General features: G+C 36.1%; 15 protein-coding genes and 1 other RNA gene. 13 read left to right on the top strand and 3 right to left on the bottom strand.

Features of this window, described 5'->3' with window-relative positions:
- Positions 1 to 1580 (top strand): preprotein translocase subunit SecA (locus ES948_RS09465; RefSeq protein ID WP_188109501.1); only part of this gene is annotated, 1580 nt, incomplete at its 5' end.
- Complete coding sequence (locus ES948_RS09460; RefSeq protein ID WP_152184704.1) at positions 1577 to 2779, top strand: ABC transporter permease; 1203 nt, start codon at positions 1577 to 1579, stop codon at positions 2777 to 2779. The genes ES948_RS09465 and ES948_RS09460, both read left to right, overlap by 4 nt.
- An 8-nt stretch (positions 2780 to 2787) precedes the next feature.
- Here ES948_RS09460 and ES948_RS09455 read toward each other — a convergent pair whose 3' ends face one another.
- Positions 2788 to 5973, bottom strand: a complete 3186-nt coding sequence (locus tag ES948_RS09455) for a YhdP family protein (RefSeq protein WP_152184703.1) — start codon at positions 5971 to 5973, stop codon at positions 2788 to 2790.
- Here ES948_RS09455 and mltG point away from each other — a divergent pair.
- From mltG to ES948_RS09405, 10 genes are all read left to right on the top strand, one after another.
- Entirely contained in the window at positions 5903 to 6847 is a 945-nt protein-coding gene (gene mltG / locus ES948_RS09450; RefSeq protein ID WP_152184702.1) for an endolytic transglycosylase MltG, read from the top strand. The genes ES948_RS09455 and mltG overlap by 71 nt on opposite strands.
- 132 nt (positions 6848 to 6979) lie before the next feature.
- Complete coding sequence (locus ES948_RS09445; protein ID WP_152184701.1) at positions 6980 to 9157, top strand: NADP-dependent isocitrate dehydrogenase; 2178 nt, start codon at positions 6980 to 6982, stop codon at positions 9155 to 9157.
- 196 nt (positions 9158 to 9353) lie between these two features.
- On the top strand, positions 9354 to 10310 hold the full coding sequence (gene mdh, locus ES948_RS09440; protein ID WP_152184700.1) for a malate dehydrogenase: 957 nt from the start codon (positions 9354 to 9356) through the stop codon (positions 10308 to 10310).
- A 3-nt stretch (positions 10311 to 10313) separates the two neighbouring features.
- Positions 10314 to 11705 carry a class II fumarate hydratase gene (gene fumC / locus ES948_RS09435; protein ID WP_152184699.1) on the top strand — a complete coding sequence of 464 codons (1392 nt, stop codon included), beginning with the start codon at positions 10314 to 10316 and terminating at the stop codon, positions 11703 to 11705.
- Positions 11706 to 11732: 27 nt separating this feature from the next.
- The gene (gene sucC, locus ES948_RS09430) at positions 11733 to 12908 is read left to right on the top strand and encodes an ADP-forming succinate--CoA ligase subunit beta (protein ID WP_152184698.1); all 1176 of its coding nucleotides are present in this window, start codon (positions 11733 to 11735) and stop codon (positions 12906 to 12908) included.
- A 3-nt stretch (positions 12909 to 12911) separates the two neighbouring features.
- Positions 12912 to 13787 (top strand): succinate--CoA ligase subunit alpha, encoded by an 876-nt coding sequence (gene sucD / locus ES948_RS09425; protein ID WP_152184697.1) that lies wholly within the window; start codon positions 12912 to 12914, stop codon positions 13785 to 13787.
- A 157-nt stretch (positions 13788 to 13944) separates the two neighbouring features.
- Complete coding sequence (locus ES948_RS09420; protein WP_152184696.1) at positions 13945 to 14295, top strand: 4Fe-4S binding protein; 351 nt, start codon at positions 13945 to 13947, stop codon at positions 14293 to 14295.
- The gene (locus tag ES948_RS09415; RefSeq protein ID WP_152184695.1) at positions 14292 to 15446 is read left to right on the top strand and encodes a 2-oxoglutarate synthase subunit alpha; all 1155 of its coding nucleotides are present in this window, start codon (positions 14292 to 14294) and stop codon (positions 15444 to 15446) included. The genes ES948_RS09420 and ES948_RS09415 overlap by 4 nt, the downstream gene beginning before the upstream one ends.
- Positions 15446 to 16300 (top strand): 2-oxoglutarate ferredoxin oxidoreductase subunit beta, encoded by an 855-nt coding sequence (locus ES948_RS09410; protein WP_152184694.1) that lies wholly within the window; start codon positions 15446 to 15448, stop codon positions 16298 to 16300. Before ES948_RS09415 ends, ES948_RS09410 begins: the two co-directional genes overlap by 1 nt.
- A gap of 14 nt (positions 16301 to 16314) precedes the next feature.
- Positions 16315 to 16866 carry a 2-oxoglutarate:acceptor oxidoreductase subunit OorC gene (locus ES948_RS09405; RefSeq protein WP_152184693.1) on the top strand — a complete coding sequence of 184 codons (552 nt, stop codon included), beginning with the start codon at positions 16315 to 16317 and terminating at the stop codon, positions 16864 to 16866.
- 93 nt (positions 16867 to 16959) lie between these two features.
- Here the strand turns inward: ES948_RS09405 and ES948_RS09400 are convergent, their stop codons facing one another.
- Positions 16960 to 17577 carry a TetR/AcrR family transcriptional regulator gene (locus tag ES948_RS09400; RefSeq protein ID WP_152184692.1) on the bottom strand — a complete coding sequence of 206 codons (618 nt, stop codon included), beginning with the start codon at positions 17575 to 17577 and terminating at the stop codon, positions 16960 to 16962.
- A gap of 172 nt (positions 17578 to 17749) precedes the next feature.
- On the opposite strand from ES948_RS09400, the gene rnpB reads away from it, so the two are divergent.
- Positions 17750 to 18098, top strand: an RNA gene (rnpB, locus tag ES948_RS09395) — RNase P RNA component class A.
- Positions 18099 to 18199: 101 nt separating this feature from the next.
- On the opposite strand, the gene ES948_RS10995 is transcribed toward rnpB, so the two are convergent.
- A partial coding sequence (locus ES948_RS10995) for a hypothetical protein (protein WP_223176049.1) occupies positions 18200 to 18403 on the bottom strand: 204 nt, incomplete at its 5' end.

Genomic DNA, 18403 nt, shown 5'->3' with positions numbered 1-18403 from the left:
TGCACCAGGCATTAGAGGCTAAAGAGGGTGTAGAAATTAAAGAAGAAACACAGACACTTGCAGATATTACTTTCCAGAACTACTTTAGAATGTATGATAAACTAGCAGGTATGACAGGTACTGCAGAGACTGAAGCAACAGAATTTGCACAGATTTACGGTCTTGATGTTGTCTCAATACCTACAAATATCCCTATTGCAAGAAAAGATCTTAATGATCTTATCTATAAAACAGAAGCTGAGAAGTTTGATGCAGTTATCGATACTATAAAAGAGCTGAGCAAAAAAGGACAACCAGTCCTCATTGGTACAGCTTCTATTGAAAAATCAGAAGTACTACATGAAATACTCAAGCGTGAAAAGATTGCCCATACAGTTCTTAATGCCAAAAATCATGCTCAAGAGGGTGAAATCATTAAGCATGCCGGTGCTAAAGGCGCTGTAACAATTGCTACGAATATGGCAGGACGTGGTGTTGACATTAAAGTTGATGATGAAGTAAAAGCTTTGGGTGGACTTTATATTATCGGTACAGAGCGTCATGAGAACCGTCGTATCGATAATCAGCTTCGTGGACGTTCCGGTCGTCAGGGTGATCCGGGTACGACACAGTTTTATCTCTCACTTGAAGATAATCTGCTTCGTATTTTTGGTTCAGACAAGATTAAAAATATTATGGAACGTTTAGGCGTTGAAGATGGCGAATATATCGAGTCTAAAATGGTTACTCGTGCAGTAGAGAAAGCTCAGAAGAAAGTTGAGAACATGCACTATGAAGGGCGTAAACAGATTGTAGAGTATGATGATGTTGCCAATGAGCAGAGAAAGATCGTCTACAAATTCAGAAATCAACTGCTTAGCGATGATTATGATATTGATGCTAAAATTGATGAGATTAGAGAAGAGTATGTTGCGCATCTCTTGGCACTCTCTGATATTTTTGAAGGTGCAGATCCAGAAGACTATAATCTTAAAAAATTAGCAGAACTTCTAAAAGAAGAGCTTAATTTCGATCTTGATACGACAGATCTAGAAGGCTTAGAGTATGAAGAGCTTTATACGAAAGTTGTAGAACTGTTAAAAACAGCTTATGATGAAAAAATGAGTGTACTTGATGAGAAAATCCGCCAAGACATAGAAAAAGAGTTCTACCTTAAAGAGCTTGATGATGCATGGCGTGAGCACCTTTATGCTATGGACAATATGAAAACAGGTATCCGTCTACGTGCATATAATCAAAAAGACCCACTTGTTGAGTATAAAAAAGAGAGTTTTAACCTCTTTAGCGAGCTAATCAATGATATCAAGTTCAATACGATCAGAACACTGCAAATTATCCAGTTTAAGATGGAGACAGCAGAAGAAGAAGCTGCTAGAATTGCAAAACAGCTTGAAGATGAAAAACGTGCTCAAGAGGCTTTAATGCGTCTCAATATGAGTGATGAAGATTCTGAAGATAGAATTGCAGGAACAACAAGGAAAAAGCCGGCAAGAAATGATCCTTGCCCATGTGGCAGTGGTAAAAAATATAAACAGTGCTGTGGAAAAAGCGGTCCTAAAAAAGGTGTTTTTGCCTCTTGAAAAAGAATATAGTCCCTTATCTTGTAAAAAGATTCCTTCGCTTTGATAAAGATCAACCTTTTATCTTTATCTCAGCACTTTTAGCATTTCTTGGTATTTCTATTGGCGTAACGGTTCTTCTTATTGCCATGGCACTTATGAACGGTTTTGATAATGAGTTTAAGAAGAAGCTGACCGTTATGAACTATCCTCTTACTATTATTCCAAAATTTTATGGCTCTGTTAACGAGGATCTGCTCATAGAGTTAGAATCAAAATTCCCAAATCTTAAATTCAGTCCTTATGTTCAATCATCCGTCATGGTAAAGAGTGGTTCAAATCTTGAAGGTGGTTATCTTTTTGGTGTTAACTTTAAAGATGAAGCCGGTGTCAACGAGATTTTGGCTAAGGCCATTAAAGATGTAAAGTTTAAGAAGTTTGATGTTTTAGTAGGGAAAAGTCTTAAAGATGAGTTTGATTTGGCTCTTAATGAAAAACTGATGTATATTTTTACAAGTGTGGAACCGGGTGGTCTTTCGGTTACACCAAAAATAAAACGATTTAAAGTGCGTTCTGTTTTTGATTCAGGACTTTCCGCTTATGATAAAGCCTATAGTTATACAACGATGGAGTCACTACAGCGAATTTTACATATGCCAAGCAATCAATATGATGGAATACATATCTATTCAAGTGATCCTCGTAAAGATATCAGACGCATTCAAAAAGAGTTACCAATGACTACTGTTGTTCGTGGTTGGTGGGAAGATAATGTAAACTTTTTTGCAGCATTAGAGATGGAAAAAGCATCACTTTTTATTGTTCTGATGCTTATTATTCTTATTGCCGCTATTAACATCATCTCATCACTACTTATGACTGTAATGAACAGAAGAGGGGAAATAGCGCTGCTTCTCTCTCTTGGTGCAACGACAAAAGAGATCAAAAAAGTATTTTTATATCTTGGTATTGTCATAGGTATCAGTGGTATCTTAGCAGGAATTGTATTTGGACTTGGTGGTATCTGGGTTCTTGGGACTTTTGATATCATACACTTGCCAAAAGATGTTTACCCAACATCAACACTGCCACTTGACTTAAGTATTCAAGACTTTTTTATGATAGTCAGCGGTGCATTTTTAATTGTTGTAGCCTCTGCCTATTATCCAGCTAAAAAAGCAAGCGAAGTAGATATTCTAACTGTTCTTAGAAATGAGTAACAACAGTTCTATTTTCTCTTGTCTTTTGAACTGTTATAATCATCGATATCCTTCATAATCTTATATGGTAGGGTTAATGTTCGTAAAATGATATTTAACGGTGCAACGGCAATATCACGTGCGAGCATTGTTTTTACATTTGGATCTGTTAACTTTCCTGTAACCTTCAATGTTGTTGAGATACTCTCTCCATCGAAGATAATATAACCTACTACAGGGACTTTTGAGAGGTTGCTGCCAAGATCGGTTTTAAGATTGAGTGTTAAGTCAATATTATCATACTTAACACTTGCTGTCCCTTTTCCTAAAATTTTAATCTCTTTAGAACCTATATAGATATCTGATATATCAAAAATATGATTTTTTGAGTGGAACTTCATATAAGCGTTGTCAATATGAAGTCCTTTTTTACTGTATCCCGGAAGGGAGAAGGTCGCCAAGGATGGTACTGTGTTAATGAAGGCTAGTATATTATTGAGAATAACATAGTCCTGAATTGTAGTGTTATTTATATAGAAAGTCCCTATATAATCATTAAATGTTCCACTCATAGAGAAATCCAGACTACCACCTTTAAACTTGGAGAGAAAAAGGAGCTTTTCCATAAACTTATCATTAAAATTATTTCCATAAAGATGAAACTTTTCTCCATCAAGTTTAAATCCGGCTTTTCCATTTGCATGAATCAGTTGAGCTGTCAATATACCCTGATAATATTGCAGGTTCATTCTGTCTGAGATAACATATCTGTTATTGCCAACATATAAATAAGAGTTTTCTGCCTCAAAAAAGACATCCAAAGGTTTTTGCAACTGTTTTGTTTTATTTTGCTCAGTAATTAATGCAATAAATTTAAGTAACTCCTCTATATTGATACCACTGTTGTTCATATTTATTTTGATGGTGTTAGAAATTTTAATATTGACACTCTTGTTTATTTTCAAGTAAAGATTTTGTTTTTTTGTAAGATAGCCTTCTATCTTGTAGCTACTGATAGCTTTTTCTTTATTGGTTAGCAGTTTGTATGGGTAGTTAATTGTTCCTTTAAACTTTGTATATTTGTCTTCATTTTGTTTGTAAAAACTGATTTTACCATTTGTAATGTTGTACTTTTTCAAAAATTGTGAATTTTTTGCAATGATATCAATAGAGTTTAGGTTGAGTACCCATCTGTCTTTTTTAAGAAGAAAGTCTGCATTTAACTCCTTAGAGGTTATTTTTATTTTTTCTTTTTCTTTTTTAATATCTAAAGCAAGTGTTGCTTTATTTGTATAGTATAAAATCTTTTTGTTTTTTGGATTTATAAGGATGAAATTGTCAAGCTTGACAGTAGCTTGTTTCTTTTTTATATCGAAATCTGCACTGAGATCAGTTTTAATGTATTTCCCAATATCTAAAACAGCATGATTGAGCATAATATTTTTTTTATTCATCTGCAAGGCTAAATTTTTAATCTTGTATTGAGAACCATTTACACTTAAAAAGATGTCATTGTGTGAAGTGAGATAGAGGTGCTTATCATAATGTAGATTCAATTCCGTGTTTGACTGACTAAGTTTAATACCTTGATATTTTAGTTTAAGCAGGTCAACTTTTAAATCTGCCTGGACTCTTTTGAGGTTTGCCTCTCCTGTTATGAAACCATCTGAAATATCTTCTATGGTAAAGTAAGAGGTTGGAATTGTCAACTGCAGTGTATTTAAATCAAATGGAAGCTCTAGAGGATCTAGTGTCATATGCAGTCCATTGATATACCATTGGGACTTTTCTACAACTATCTTATCTCCAGTAGGTGCGATTTTATAGGTTGCATACAGAGGCTTTTGTTTTGTATCAAGATGTTGATTTTTATCCAAAGCAATTTTTGTGAATTTGAAATTAATATCACCGAGTGCTTTTTTTGCATTGTATCGAACAGTAACATCTGCATCTGCAATCTCTCTGTAGTGGGCTTTCATACTTGTTATATCTATATCGTAGTTATTGAGTTTTATAAATGTGTCAGATATGTCAATATTGATCCCTAAGTAATCAAAATTTGCTTTTTTGGTAAAGAAACTACCTTGTGCATCGACTTTTATCGTTCTAAGATTGACAGCTATTGTCAAGTCTGTCTGCACTTTGCCGCTATGCTGTAAAAATGGCAGATCAATACCATAACTACTTAAGATATAAAGCATATCTTTGTTGAGCATACCATCAAAGAGAAGATGTAGTGTCAGTAGCTCCTGTGGCTTGGTAAAGTCGATTTTTAGCCAGCTTTTATGAAGATACATGCCATAAGAATAGGCTTCTTTTGGTCGAATAAAAAGTGTACCGTTTACAAACTCCAACTCTGTTCTTTGTGTATGAACAGCATCAAGTTTTGTATTGTAGGTATAGTTTAATTTATTTGCTGTTGCTTTAACATATATATGCTTGTATGCTGCAGGAAGGTCATTGTACTCTAGAAAGCCTTTAAATTTATGAATAGTCAAACTTGGTGCAGCTATTGCATCTATTGCCCAAAATTTTACCTCTTTTGGAAGAGGAAACAACGAGACTATCTCTTTAATATGTTCAATATCCTTATGTGATTGAATGGTATAGTCCAGTCGTTTTTTATCAGCGACTGCATAGAGTGTTAAATCTGCATCATTATTCATTAGTAGATGCAGTTTAGAGAAGATTTTCTTTGCTTCAGTATCTAAAATCAGATCTCCATGCATAGAGACTTTGTTATCAAGTGCTGAGAACTTATCAATGGTAAAAAGCAGATAGTGTTTGTGAAATTTAAAGTGTGAATCAAAATGCAAAGAAGGGGAGTTTGCGATAAGAAACCCCTTTTCCTTATTATTGTGTTTCAAAGAGAGTTTTAAATCAGCATATTGAAATTTTTCAATAACAACAGACTCAGTCAGAAGAAAAAAGCGAGAGGTTAACTTCAGGTATTTGCTGATATCTTTCATACCAACTCTACTGTTTGAGTTTTTAGACTTCTGAATATCAAGCTCTTCAATGGATATATTGAGTTTTTCATTCCATTTGATATAGATGTTTTTTATTGTAATGTTGGAAAAAGAAACATTATCTAGATATAATCCGTGTTGAAGAATTATAAAAGCTGCAATAAGTGATAGGAAAATGAAAGATAAAAAACTAACAATTGTGACATATGTTGTTGAAATTATACTAATAACTCTTTTATCTTTCATATACTACCTAGTTCAACCTATTAAAACCCCTAAAGTACTCTATATTCCCAAGGGTTCGATAAATCAAATTATATCACAATTACAAGATAAAAATTACGATGTTTGTAAACTTGATGCATTTATTTTACGATTTGTCGGAAGTCCCCAAAGCGGCTGGATAAATATGACAAAAGAGCTCAATACCAAAGCTGATTTTTTATATAAACTCACCACTGCAAAAGCGGCACTGCATGATATTACAATTATACCAGGAGAGACGACATATGTCTTTTTAGATCAATTAGCTAAAAACTTAGGTTTAGATAGAGTAAAGCTTCAAGAAGAGTTCGAAAAACAATCCCCTGTAAAAGAAGGGGTGTTTGTTCCCAATACCTATAAAATACCTGTCGGCATCTCAGAAAAAGAGTTGATCTCACTTTTATTGAAAATATCACTTAAAAAAATGAAGGCAATATCGATAAAAATTTTTGGTTCTTATAATGAAAAAAAATGGTTTCGATATATTGTTATCGCTTCTATTATTCAAAAAGAGTCGGCAAACAACAAAGAGATGCCACTTGTTAGCTCTGTTATCTATAACCGACTTAAAAATGGTATGAAATTACAGATGGACGGTACACTTAATTATGGGAAATATTCTCACACAAAAGTTACATCAAAAAGAATCAAGCAAGATAAATCAATCTATAATACCTATATATATAGTGGTCTTCCTACTGTTGCAATATGTAACGTCTCACAAGAGGCTGTAATGGCAGCAATCTTTCCGGCAAAAACAAATTATCTCTATTTTATGAAGTCCAAAAACGGAACACATGATTTCACATGTAACTATTCTACACATTTGCGCAATATAAAGCATGCTACAAAATGAAACATATAATAAATATAAGCCAATCTTTTGACAAGCTTAGCAAATATTACCTATCTTAGTGTTATGATTAATTTTGTAAATTTCATGAACTTGAAAGTATCATGAAAAAAATATTATTCACGAGGACACACAATGTCAAAAATTATTTGGTCAAAAATTGATGAAGCTCCGGCTTTGGCAACGTATTCACTTTTACCAATTGTAAACGCTTTTACTAAAGAAGCAGGTGTAGAAGTAGTTACTAGTGATATCTCACTAGCAGGTAGAGTTTTAGGTGCAATGGGCTTAGCTGAAGATGAATTATCTAAGTTAGGTGAGTTGGTTTTAAAACCTGAAGCTAACATTATTAAGCTTCCGAACATTTCAGCTTCTGTTGGTCAATTAAAAGACTGTATTGCTGAACTTCAATCTCAAGGTTATGATATTCCAAATTATCCTGAGAATCCGGCAAATGATGCAGAAAAAGAGATTCAAGCTAAATATAGTGTGTGTTTGGGTTCTGCAGTTAATCCAGTACTTCGTGAAGGTAACTCAGACAGACGTGCTGCACATGCTGTTAAAAAATACGCACAGAATCATCCACACAGATTAAAGCCTTTTGCTGAAAACTCAAAAGCATATGTGGCTCACATGGCTGGTGATGGTGATTTTTATGGTAATGAAAAATCAGTTACTATGGATAAAGCACAAAAAGTTACAATCGCTTTAAATGGTAAAGAATTAAAAACTATCGATGCACTTGAAGGCGAAATTCTTGATGGTACATTTATGTCTGCAAGCAAATTAAGAAGTTTTATTCAAAAAACTATTGATGAAGCGAAAGAAAAAGGTGTTATTTGGTCGATCCACCTTAAAGCTACGATGATGAAAATTTCTGACCCTATTATGTTCGGTCATGCATTTGAAGTGTTTTTCAAAGAAGTATTTGACAAATATGCAGATCTGTTTGCTGAGTTAGGTGTAAATCCAAACCTTGGTATGAGTGATTTAGAGAAAAAAATCGCTGGTCATGCTAAAGAAGCTGAAATCAAAGCAGCTTTCCAAGCAGTAGTTGATGCTGATGCACCAAGAATTGCTATGGTTGATTCTGACAAAGGTACAACAAACTTTAACGCTTCAAATGATGTTATCATTGATGCTTCAATGCCAGTTGTTGTACGTGAGGGTGGTAAGCAGTGGGATAGAACTGGTGCTGCTGATGAGTGTGTTGCTGTTATTCCAGACTCAACTTATGGAATGTTCCACCAGGAGATGGTGGCTGATTGTGTTAAAAACGGTCAATTTGATGTAACTACTATGGGTAACGTTTCAAACGTTGGTCTTATGGCTCAAAAAGCTGAAGAATATGGTTCTCACCCAACGACTTTTGAACTTGCTGAAGCTGGAACTGTAACTGTTACTGCTGAAGACGGTACAGTACTTATGAGTTTTGAGTGTGAAAAAGGTGATATCTGGAGAATGAGCCGCGCTAAAGATATCCCAATCAAAGACTGGGTTCGTTTAGCAGTAGAGCGTGCAAAACTTACAGGTAATCCTGCTGTTTTCTGGTTAGATGAAAATCGTGCACACGATGCTGAGATGATTAAAAAAGTAAACAAATACCTTAAAGATCATGATACAACAGGTCTTGATATTAAAATCATGGATGTTGCATCTGCTACAAGATATACTAATGAGAGAGTCAGAGCTGGTAAAGACACTATCTCTGTAACTGGTAACGTGCTTCGTGATCACCTAACTGATATGTACCCAATCTTAGAGCTTGGAACATCTGCAAAAATGCTTTCAATCGTTCCACTTTTAGCTGGTGGTGGTCTTTTTGAAACTGGTGCCGGCGGTTCTGCTCCAAAACACGTTGATCAATTCTTAGAGTGTGGTCACCTTAGATGGGATTCACTTGGTGAATTCTTGGCACTTGCTGAGTCACTGAGAATGATCTATCAAAAAACTGAAGATTCTAAAATTGGTGCATTAACAGAAGGTCTTGATAAAGCAAATGAAGGTTACCTAGATAACGATAAAGCTCCAAGTAGAAAATGTGGTGAAGCTGATAATAAAGCGTCGCATTACTGGGTAGCACGTTACTGGGCTGAAGCTCTTAGTACACAAACTGCAGACAGTGCACTTTCTGAAAAATTCACTCCAGTTGCAGAAGAACTTATTAAAAATGAAGAGAAAATCATCTCTGAACTTTTAGCAGCAGAAGGTAAACCTCAAGATATTGGTGGATATTTCCATCCAGATGATGCAAAAGCTGAAAAAGCTATGCGTCCATCTGCAACACTAAACGCTATTATTGACACTATATAGTCTTTAATACCTATGTACCTTTTTTAGGTGCATAGCCTCACTTTCTATATGGATTACTATATAGTAAACTATATAAAAGGTGAAATGTATTCTCACCTTAAAATGATGCTTAGTATACTTAAGTGTTATGTGTTCGCACATACTGTTTAAGTGTATCTAAAATAGGTATCATAGTATTTAATATGAAGGAGTGTGTATGAGTCAAGGAAAAAGAGTAGGGATAGTAGGTGCTGGTAATGTTGGTGCAACAGTAGCTTACTCTCTTGCGATGCTCGGATCTTGTCATGAAATTATTCTTCGTGATAACAAAATAGATGTAGCAAAAGGAAAAGCACTTGATATGAGTCAGGCTGCATCAGCTGTAAGAAGCCATACTGTTGTAAGTGTAGCAGAAGAGATGAGTGATCTTGTTGACTGTGATGTTGTTGTGGTCACTGCAGGAAGCCCAAGACTTCCAGGTATGAGTAGAGACGATCTTTTAATGATTAATGCAAAAATCACAAAAGAGGTTATTCAAGGAATCGCAAAATATTCTCCAAATGCAATTGTAATTATGGTTTCAAATCCTCTTGATGCCATGACATATGTAGCGCTAAAAGAGAGTGGATTTGACAGAAGTCGTGTAATTGGAATGGCTGGTATATTAGACAGCTCACGTATGGCTGCATTTATCCAGGAAAAACTTGGATATGGTGGAGGTCAAATTCGTGCTTCTGTTATGGGTGGTCATGGTGATGACATGGTTCCACTTCCAAGATATTCTACGGTTGCAGGTGTTCCACTTTCAGACGTTCTCACGCAAGATGAAATCGATGAAATAGTGGATAGAACACGTCATGGTGGTGCTGAGATTGTAGGATATCTAAAAACTGGTTCAGCATATTATGCACCGGCAAAATCAACTGCAATTATGGTAGATGCGATTTTAAAAGATACAAAACAGATTCATCCGTGTGCTGTTTGTTTAGAAGGTGAGTACGGTTACAATGATGTTGTTTCTGGTGTTCCGGTTATGCTTGGAGCAAAAGGGGCAGAGAAGATCATCGAAGTAACACTAGATGAAAAAGAAAAAGCAATGTTCGCACAATCATGTGGATCTGTTCAAACATTGATTGATACATTAAACAAAAACAATTTTTTTGAAGGAAAGTAATTGATGAAAACTCGTATAGAAAAAGATACTATGGGAGAGATTGAAGTTCCTGTTGATGTTTACTGGGCTGCGCAAACGCAAAGAAGTATCCAAAACTTCAAAATCGGTGAAGAAAAAATGCCATATGAGATTACTCGCGCATTTTCTTACCTAAAAAAAGCAGTAGCACTTGTAAACAAAGACCTTGGAAAACTTGATGCTGCAAAAGCAGATGCCATTGCACAAGCTGCTGATGATATGTTAGCTGGCAAACTTGACGGCAACTACCCACTTGTTGTTTGGCAGACAGGTTCAGGTACACAGTCAAATATGAACAACAATGAAGTTCTTGCAAACCGTGCTACTGAGATTCTTGGTGGTGACTTTAGAAAAGAGAAACTTGTTCACCCTAATGATGATGTAAACAAATCCCAATCTTCAAATGACACATACCCGACTGCACTTCATGTTGCAGCTGTTATTGCTGTTGAAGAACAACTTCTTCCTGCAATCGCAAAACTTAAAGCTACACTACAAGCAAAAAGTGAAGAGTTCGCACACATTGTAAAGATTGGTCGTACGCACCTTCAAGATGCAACACCTCTTACACTTGGTCAAGAAATTTCTGGTTGGGTTGAAATGCTAAACAAATCTGAGAAGATGGCAAAAGATTCACTTGAGGCTGTGCGTGAGCTTGCTCTTGGTGGTACAGCTGTTGGAACAGGACTTAATGCTCACCCAGAACTTGGCGAAAGAGTTGCGAAAAAATTGAGTGAACTCACAGGACATGATTTTATCACTGCTCCAAATAAATTTCACGCACTCACTTCTCATGATGCTCTTGTATATGCTCACGGAGCACTCAAAGCACTTGCAGCAGATATGATGAAAATAGCTAATGATGTAAGATGGTTGGCATCAGGTCCACGTTGTGGAATAGGGGAGATTGAGATTCCTGCAAATGAGCCGGGTTCTTCAATTATGCCAGGAAAAGTAAACCCTACACAATCTGAAGCTGTAACTATGGTTGCATGTCAAGTTATGGGAAATGATGCGACTATCGGTTTTGCAGCATCACAGGGTAACTTCGAACTAAATGTATTTAAACCGGTTATCGCATATAACTTTTTACAATCAGTAAGACTGTTAAGTGATTCGATTGTTTCATTTAATGATCATGCTGCAGTTGGTATTAAGCCGGTTGAAGAAAAAATTGATTATTTCTTACATAATTCATTAATGCTTGTAACTGCATTGAATCCATACATTGGATATGAAAATGCTGCAAAAATTGCAAAAACAGCACATGCAAACAACTCAACACTCAAAGAGACGGCTATTGAGCTTGGTCTTTTAACTGCTGAGCAGTTTGATGAGTATGTTAAACCAGAAGAGATGATTGCGCCAAAAGCGTAACCACCCAACTTAAAATAAGGAGAATAGATGAATATACATGAGTATCAGGCAAAACAGATTTTTGCTAAGTATGGTGTGCCTACACCAAAGGGTAAAATTGCTCATACAGTTGAAGAAGCTGTAGAGAACGCAAAAGAGTTAGGTGGTCCTATTTGGGTTGTTAAAGCACAGATTCACGCAGGTGGTCGTGGACTTGGTGGTGGTGTTAAGCTTGCTAAATCTTTAGATGAAGTAAGAGAGCTTGCAGATGAGATTCTTGGAATGACACTTATCACACACCAAACAGGACCAGAAGGTAAACTTGTACAAAAAGTTTACATTGAAGATGGTGCGGACATCCAAGATGAGCTTTATCTTTCAGTTGTTCTTGACCGTGCTGCTGAGATGCCAATTATCATGGCTTCTACAGAGGGTGGTATGGATATTGAGACTGTTGCTGAGAAGACTCCAGAGAAAATTATCAAAGTTCAAGTGGATCCGTCAATTGGTTTTCAAGGTTTCCATGGTCGCGAATTAGTATTTGGTCTTGGAATCACAGACAAAGTACAACAAAAGAATATGATTGACTTTGCTAAAAAACTTTATACACTATATATGGAAAATGATGCAGAGATGATTGAAATCAATCCACTTATCAGAACAGGTGAGGGTGAATTTATCGCACTTGACGGTAAAATGGGATTTGATGATTCAGCTCTTGGACGTCACCCGGATATCGAAGCGATGAGAGACTTAAGTGAAGAAGATCCAGATGAGCGAGAAGCTGGTAAATATGGTCTTTCATACATTGCACTTGATGGTGAAATCGGTTGTATGGTAAATGGTGCAGGGCTTGCAATGGGTACTATGGATACAATTAACTACATGGGTGGTACACCTGCAAACTTCCTTGATGTTGGTGGAAGTGCAAATGCAGAGACTGTTGCAAAAGGTTTTGAGATTATTCTTAAGAATCCAAATGTAAAAGCTATCTTTGTAAATATCTTTGGTGGAATCGTTCGTTGTGATCGTATCGCTAACGGAATTTTAGAAGCTACAAAACTTGTAGATGTTCATGTTCCTGTTATCGTTCGTCTTGATGGTACAAATGCACCAGAGGCAGCAGAGATTCTTAAAAATGCAAATATTAAAAATGTTATTCCTGCAACAGATTTAGCAGATGGTGCTGCAAAAGCAGTAGCTGCAGCGAAAGGAGAGTTATAAGAGATGTCTATTTTAGTAAATAAAGATACAAAAGTAATCGTTCAAGGCTTTACAGGTAAAGAGGGTTCTTTCCACGCTGAGCAATGTCTTGATTATGGTACAAATATCGTTGGTGGTGTTACACCAAATAAGGGTGGTCAAGAACACTTAGGTAAGCCGGTTTTCAATACTGTTAAAGAAGCTGTTGATACAACTGGTGCAACTGTTTCTATGATTTTCGTTCCACCTGCATTCGTTGCGGATGCTGTAATGGAAGCTGCAGATGCTGGAATCGAGCTTGCAGTAATCATCACGGAAGGTGCTCCTGTACGTGATATGATGTATGCAAAACAGTATGCTACAAAACATAATATGAAAACAATTGGGCCAAACTGTCCTGGTATCATCACTGCAGAAGAGTGTAAAATCGGAATTATGCCTGGTATGATTTTCAAAAAAGGTAATGTTGGTCTTATCTCTAAATCTGGTACACTTACTTATGAAGGTGCAAACCAAGTTGTAAAAGAGGGTTATGGAATTACTACTGCTGTTGGTATTGGTGGAGACCCGATTATCGGTCTTTCATACAAGCAAATCTTACCAATGTTTGAAGCAGATCCAGAGACTGAGGCAATCGTAATGATTGGTGAAATCGGTGGGGATCTTGAGATTCAAGCGGCAAAATTGATTAAAGAGCAGATCACTAAACCTGTTGTTGCTTTCATTGCAGGTCAAACTGCACCAAAAGGGAAACGTATGGGTCACGCTGGAGCAATCATTTCTGGAAGCGCTGGTACAGCCAAAGAGAAAATGGAAGCATTAGAAGCTGCAGGTGTTAAAGTTGTAGTTTCACCTGCTGAAATCGGTAAAGCTGTAGCGGAAGTTCTGGCTAAAAAATAGTTTTTTAGCTTGTGTGAGCCTCATAAAGTAACATTCTTGTTATTTTATGAGGCGTTAATAGCACATTTTAGAATAGAATTATAGAAACTAAGATACTCTTTAAAAATAAAGAGTAGTATGTAAATTTTAAATTTACATCTTAAAAATAGGAGAATAAATGGGAACTTTTAAAACTGAAAACCCAGGTGATCAACCTGTATGGGTGAACACAAACAACTGTAAAGCATGTGATATCTGTGTATCAGTATGTCCTTCAGGTGTACTTGGAATGATTTACGATCCAACATCAACTCTTGGTGCGATGATCTCTATCGATTATCCAGATGCATGTATCGGTTGTAACGAGTGTGAGCTTACATGTCCAGACTTTGCTATCTATGTTGCAGATAGAAAAGAGCTAAAAGCAGCTGGAAAAAGCTTTGCAAAATTAACTGATGAAGCAAAAGAGCGTCAAGCTGCAATTATTGCAAACAACTATATGTCGCTGAAACAAAAAGGAGCTAAATAATGAGAGAAGTAATCTCAACAGGTAATGAATTAGCTGCAAAAGCTGCAGTAGAAGCAGGGGCGAGATTCTTTGGTGGGTATCCAATTACTCCATCTTCAGAAGTAATGCACGAGTCTTCAGACCTTCTACCAAAAGTAGGTGGTGTTTGTATTCAAATGGAAGATGAAATTGCTGGTATTTCAGCTGCACTTGGTGCTTCAATGACAGGTGTAAAGTCTTATACTGCAACATCAGGTCCTGGTATCTCACTAAAAGCAGAACAAATCGGACTTGGGTTCATCGCTGAAATTCCATTGGTAATTATCAATGTTATGCGTGGTGGTCCTTCAACTGGTCTTCCAACTCGTGTATCTCAGGCAGATATCGGTCAAGCTCAGTATCCAACTCATGGTGACTATGCTTCGATTACTTTATGTGCAGGTTCTCTAACTGAGTGTTATACGCAAACTGTACGTGCATTTAACTTGGCTGAAAAGTATATGACTCCAGTTTTCATGCTTTTAGATGAAACTATCGGCCATATGCATGGTAAAGCAGATCTTCCAGATATCGAAGAGATAGAAGCATCTATCGTAGATCGTGAAAAATTTCATGGAGATCCATCAGACTATAAACCATACAGAGCTGAGATGAACAAACCAGCAGTACTTAACCCAATGTTTGAAGGTTACAAGTATCATATTACTGGTCTTCACCATGGTGATGAAGGTTTCCCAACTGAAGATGCAGAGCAGTGTGAATTCAACATCGAGCGTTTAGTTGGTAAAATCAATACTGTTCACTTAGAAAATGGTGGACTTGATGATCTTCCAGATTATGAAGAGATTGATTTAGATGATGCAGATGTATGTATTATTGCATACGGTTCAATTGCACTTGGTGCTTACGAAGCTGTTAAAAAGCTAAGAAGTGAAGGTATTAAAGCGGGTCTATTTAGACCAATTATGTTATGGCCAAGCCCAATTAAAAGATTAGAAGAGCTTGGAAAAAAATTTGAAAACAGAATTATGGTTACTGAGCTTAATATGGGTCAATACTCAAAAGAGATTGAGCGTGTAATTAAACGTAACGATTTTACAACGCTATTAAAAGCAAATGGTCGCCCAATCGCACCTGCTGAAATGGTAGCAAAAGTTAAGGAGATGATGTAATGGCATTTAATTATGATAAGTATTTACGTGTAAACAAAATGCCGACACTTTGGTGTTGGGGTTGTGGTGATGGAGTTATCTTAAAAGCTACTATCCGTGCTATTGAGAAGATGGGATGGGATATGAAAGATGTTTGTATCGTATCTGGTATTGGATGTTCAGGACGTTTTTCTTCATATATTGACTGTAACACTGTTCATACTACACACGGTCGTACAGTTGCATATGCGACTGGTATCAAACTTGCAAAACCACATGCACATGTAATTGTTGTTGCAGGTGACGGTGATGGTCTTGCTATCGGTGGTAACCACACTATTCACGGTTGTAGAAGAAATATTGATTTAAACTTTATTTTAATCAATAACTTCATCTATGGTCTTACAAACTCACAAACTTCTCCTACTACACCACGTGGTATGTGGACAGTTTCTCAAAAGAACGGTAATATTGACCCAACTTTTGATGCTTGTCAACTTGCTATCGGTGCTGGAGCATCTTTTGTTGCTCGTGAGTCTATGACAGATCCTAAAAAACTTGAAAAAATCCTTGTTAAAGGCTTTTCTCACAAAGGTTTCTCGTTCTTAGATATTTTCTCTAACTGCCATATCAACCTTGGTCGTAAAAACAAAATGGCTAATGCAATGGAAAACCTTGCGTGGATTGACAATATTACTTTACCTCTTAAAAAATGGGAAGCACTTTCTGAAGAAGAGAGACTTAATATTTTCCCAACTGGTGTACTAAGAGAAGTTGAACAAGAAGAGTACTGTGAAATGTATGCTGAAATTCAAAAAGCTGCACAGGGACAACGTGCTAAAATTTCTCAAGATGACTTTGAGAAAAAAATATAAGTAAGGAGTTATAAATGAGACATACTTTAAGATTTACTGGTGTTGGTGGACAGGGTGTTCTACTCGCTGGTGAGATTATGGCTGCTTGTAAGATTAAAAATGGTGGCTTTGGTCTAAAAACTGCTACTTATACTTCTCAAGTTCGTGGTGGTGCAACAGTTGTTGATATCACTCTTGATGATGATGAGATTCGTTACCCATATGCAAATGAAGGTGAAATTGACTTTATGCTTTCAGTTGCTGATGTTTCATATCAACAATTTAAAAATGGTGTAAAACTAGGTGGAATCATCGTAGTTGATCCAAATCTTGTTCATCCAACTGATGAAGATAGAAAAAAATGGACTATCCATGAGATTCCAATTATTACTATTGCAAAAGAAGAGGTTGGTAATGTTATTACTCAATCTGTTGTTGCTCTTGCAATTACAAACACAATGACTGGTGTTCTTCCTGAACAATCTTTAGTTGAGACAATGCTTTCAAAGGTTCCAGCAAAAGTTCATGAAGCAAATAAAAAAGCTTATGCACTTGGTAAAGCATATGCTCTCAAAGCAATGGATTAATCTTTATTTTTTTGCTTTAAATAAAAGAAAAAGGGTGGCTAAAAAACTAATAGCCACCCTCTTTTTTAAAACATAGTTAATATTAAATAATATCTATACTTTTATACTTTCCCAGAAGAAATCCACATGCTTTTCAAACTGTGTAGACAAAGCATTTGTTGACTGTGAATCAAACCGCAGCAGTGTAACTTGTAATCTAATGTAGAATAGGGTGCTAATAAACTCATATGAGCTCAACATCGGATCACCAGAACGAATAAGACCGTTTTGCATCATTGTAAAAAAGCCTTCAGAAAGAACTTTTATGTTTTTATCATGAAATTCACTCATAAACTGCTCTCTAAGCTCTCTGTTTTGCATAAGCTCTATCATTAGTAAGCGAAACATGTTCTCGTTACTCTTATCAAAAGTAAGCATCTTATACTGCATTGTAAATTTTTGTAAAAAAGGCTTTCCACGAAGAGCCAATTCTGTAATCTCTTGCGATGAAAGAGAGAAGGGCGAAGAAAAAATCCCTTTTGCTACCTCTAAAAATATCTCCTCTTTATTTGTGAAATGGTTATATAAAGCACTCTCTCTTATACCAACTTCCTTTGCTATCTTTCTTACACTTGCACCTCGATAGCCTAGCTGCGAAAAGAGGGTAGTTGCTACTTTCAAGATCTTCTCTTTTGTCTTATTACCCTTTCCTTGTTCCCTATTTTGTGGCATTTCTCGCTCCTTTTTGTATGAACATTTGTTAATTTGCAGAATATTATATATGAACACTTGTTAATACTTTCTTAAGCAAAAATGAACAGTTGTTCTTTTTCTTATTTCTCTATATGAACGACTGTTCTGTATTCTGTTTTTAATTAAATGATTTATTCTGTATAATTTCATTTAGGTATAGGAGATAGTGACTTGAGGGTAACTTCTCAAGAGGAAAGTCCGAGCTGCCGTAAGACAATGTTCCATTTAACGAATGGCCGTAGCAATACGAGGGAAAGTGCAACAGAAACGAGACTTCTGCTTTTTCTCTGACTTTTCAGGAAAAAAGTAGTAAAGGTGAAACGGTGGTGTAAGAGACCACCAGTCTTTGTGGCAACACAGAGAGCTTGTAAACCCAACATGGCAGCAAGAAGCAGATGGTTAGCGTCTTACAGTGCTATTGCTTTGCTAGAGGCATATTGTAAAATATGCAGTAGATTAATGCTATCAATACAAAACTCGGCTTATCCTATGCCTGTAAATCAAATTATAAAAGTTCTTGAAAATACTCACAAACAAAACAATAGTAATCAAAAAGAGCTCTCTAAATATATAAGAACTAAATGGAGTCCGCAACTTATTATTATTGGCAGAGGAGCAAGATAATTTTTTCAAGAGAATTTACATTAGCAGTATTTACGAGCAGTCCGTGCTTTGAGAATATAGATGAGGGATTTAATTTTTCTAAAATTTCTTTTCTATGTTGTTTAAGGTAATACACTTTTTTAAGCTTGCTTTTATTAAAGAAGGTGTATGATTTCAACATTAAAGGCTCCTTCTTTGATGT

This window comes from Sulfurimonas indica, assembly GCF_009192995.1.
Classification (GTDB): domain Bacteria; phylum Campylobacterota; class Campylobacteria; order Campylobacterales; family Sulfurimonadaceae; genus Sulfurimonas; species Sulfurimonas indica.
The sequence above is the reverse complement of the archived record's forward strand: the minus strand, read 5'-3'. Positions and strand labels throughout refer to the sequence as shown.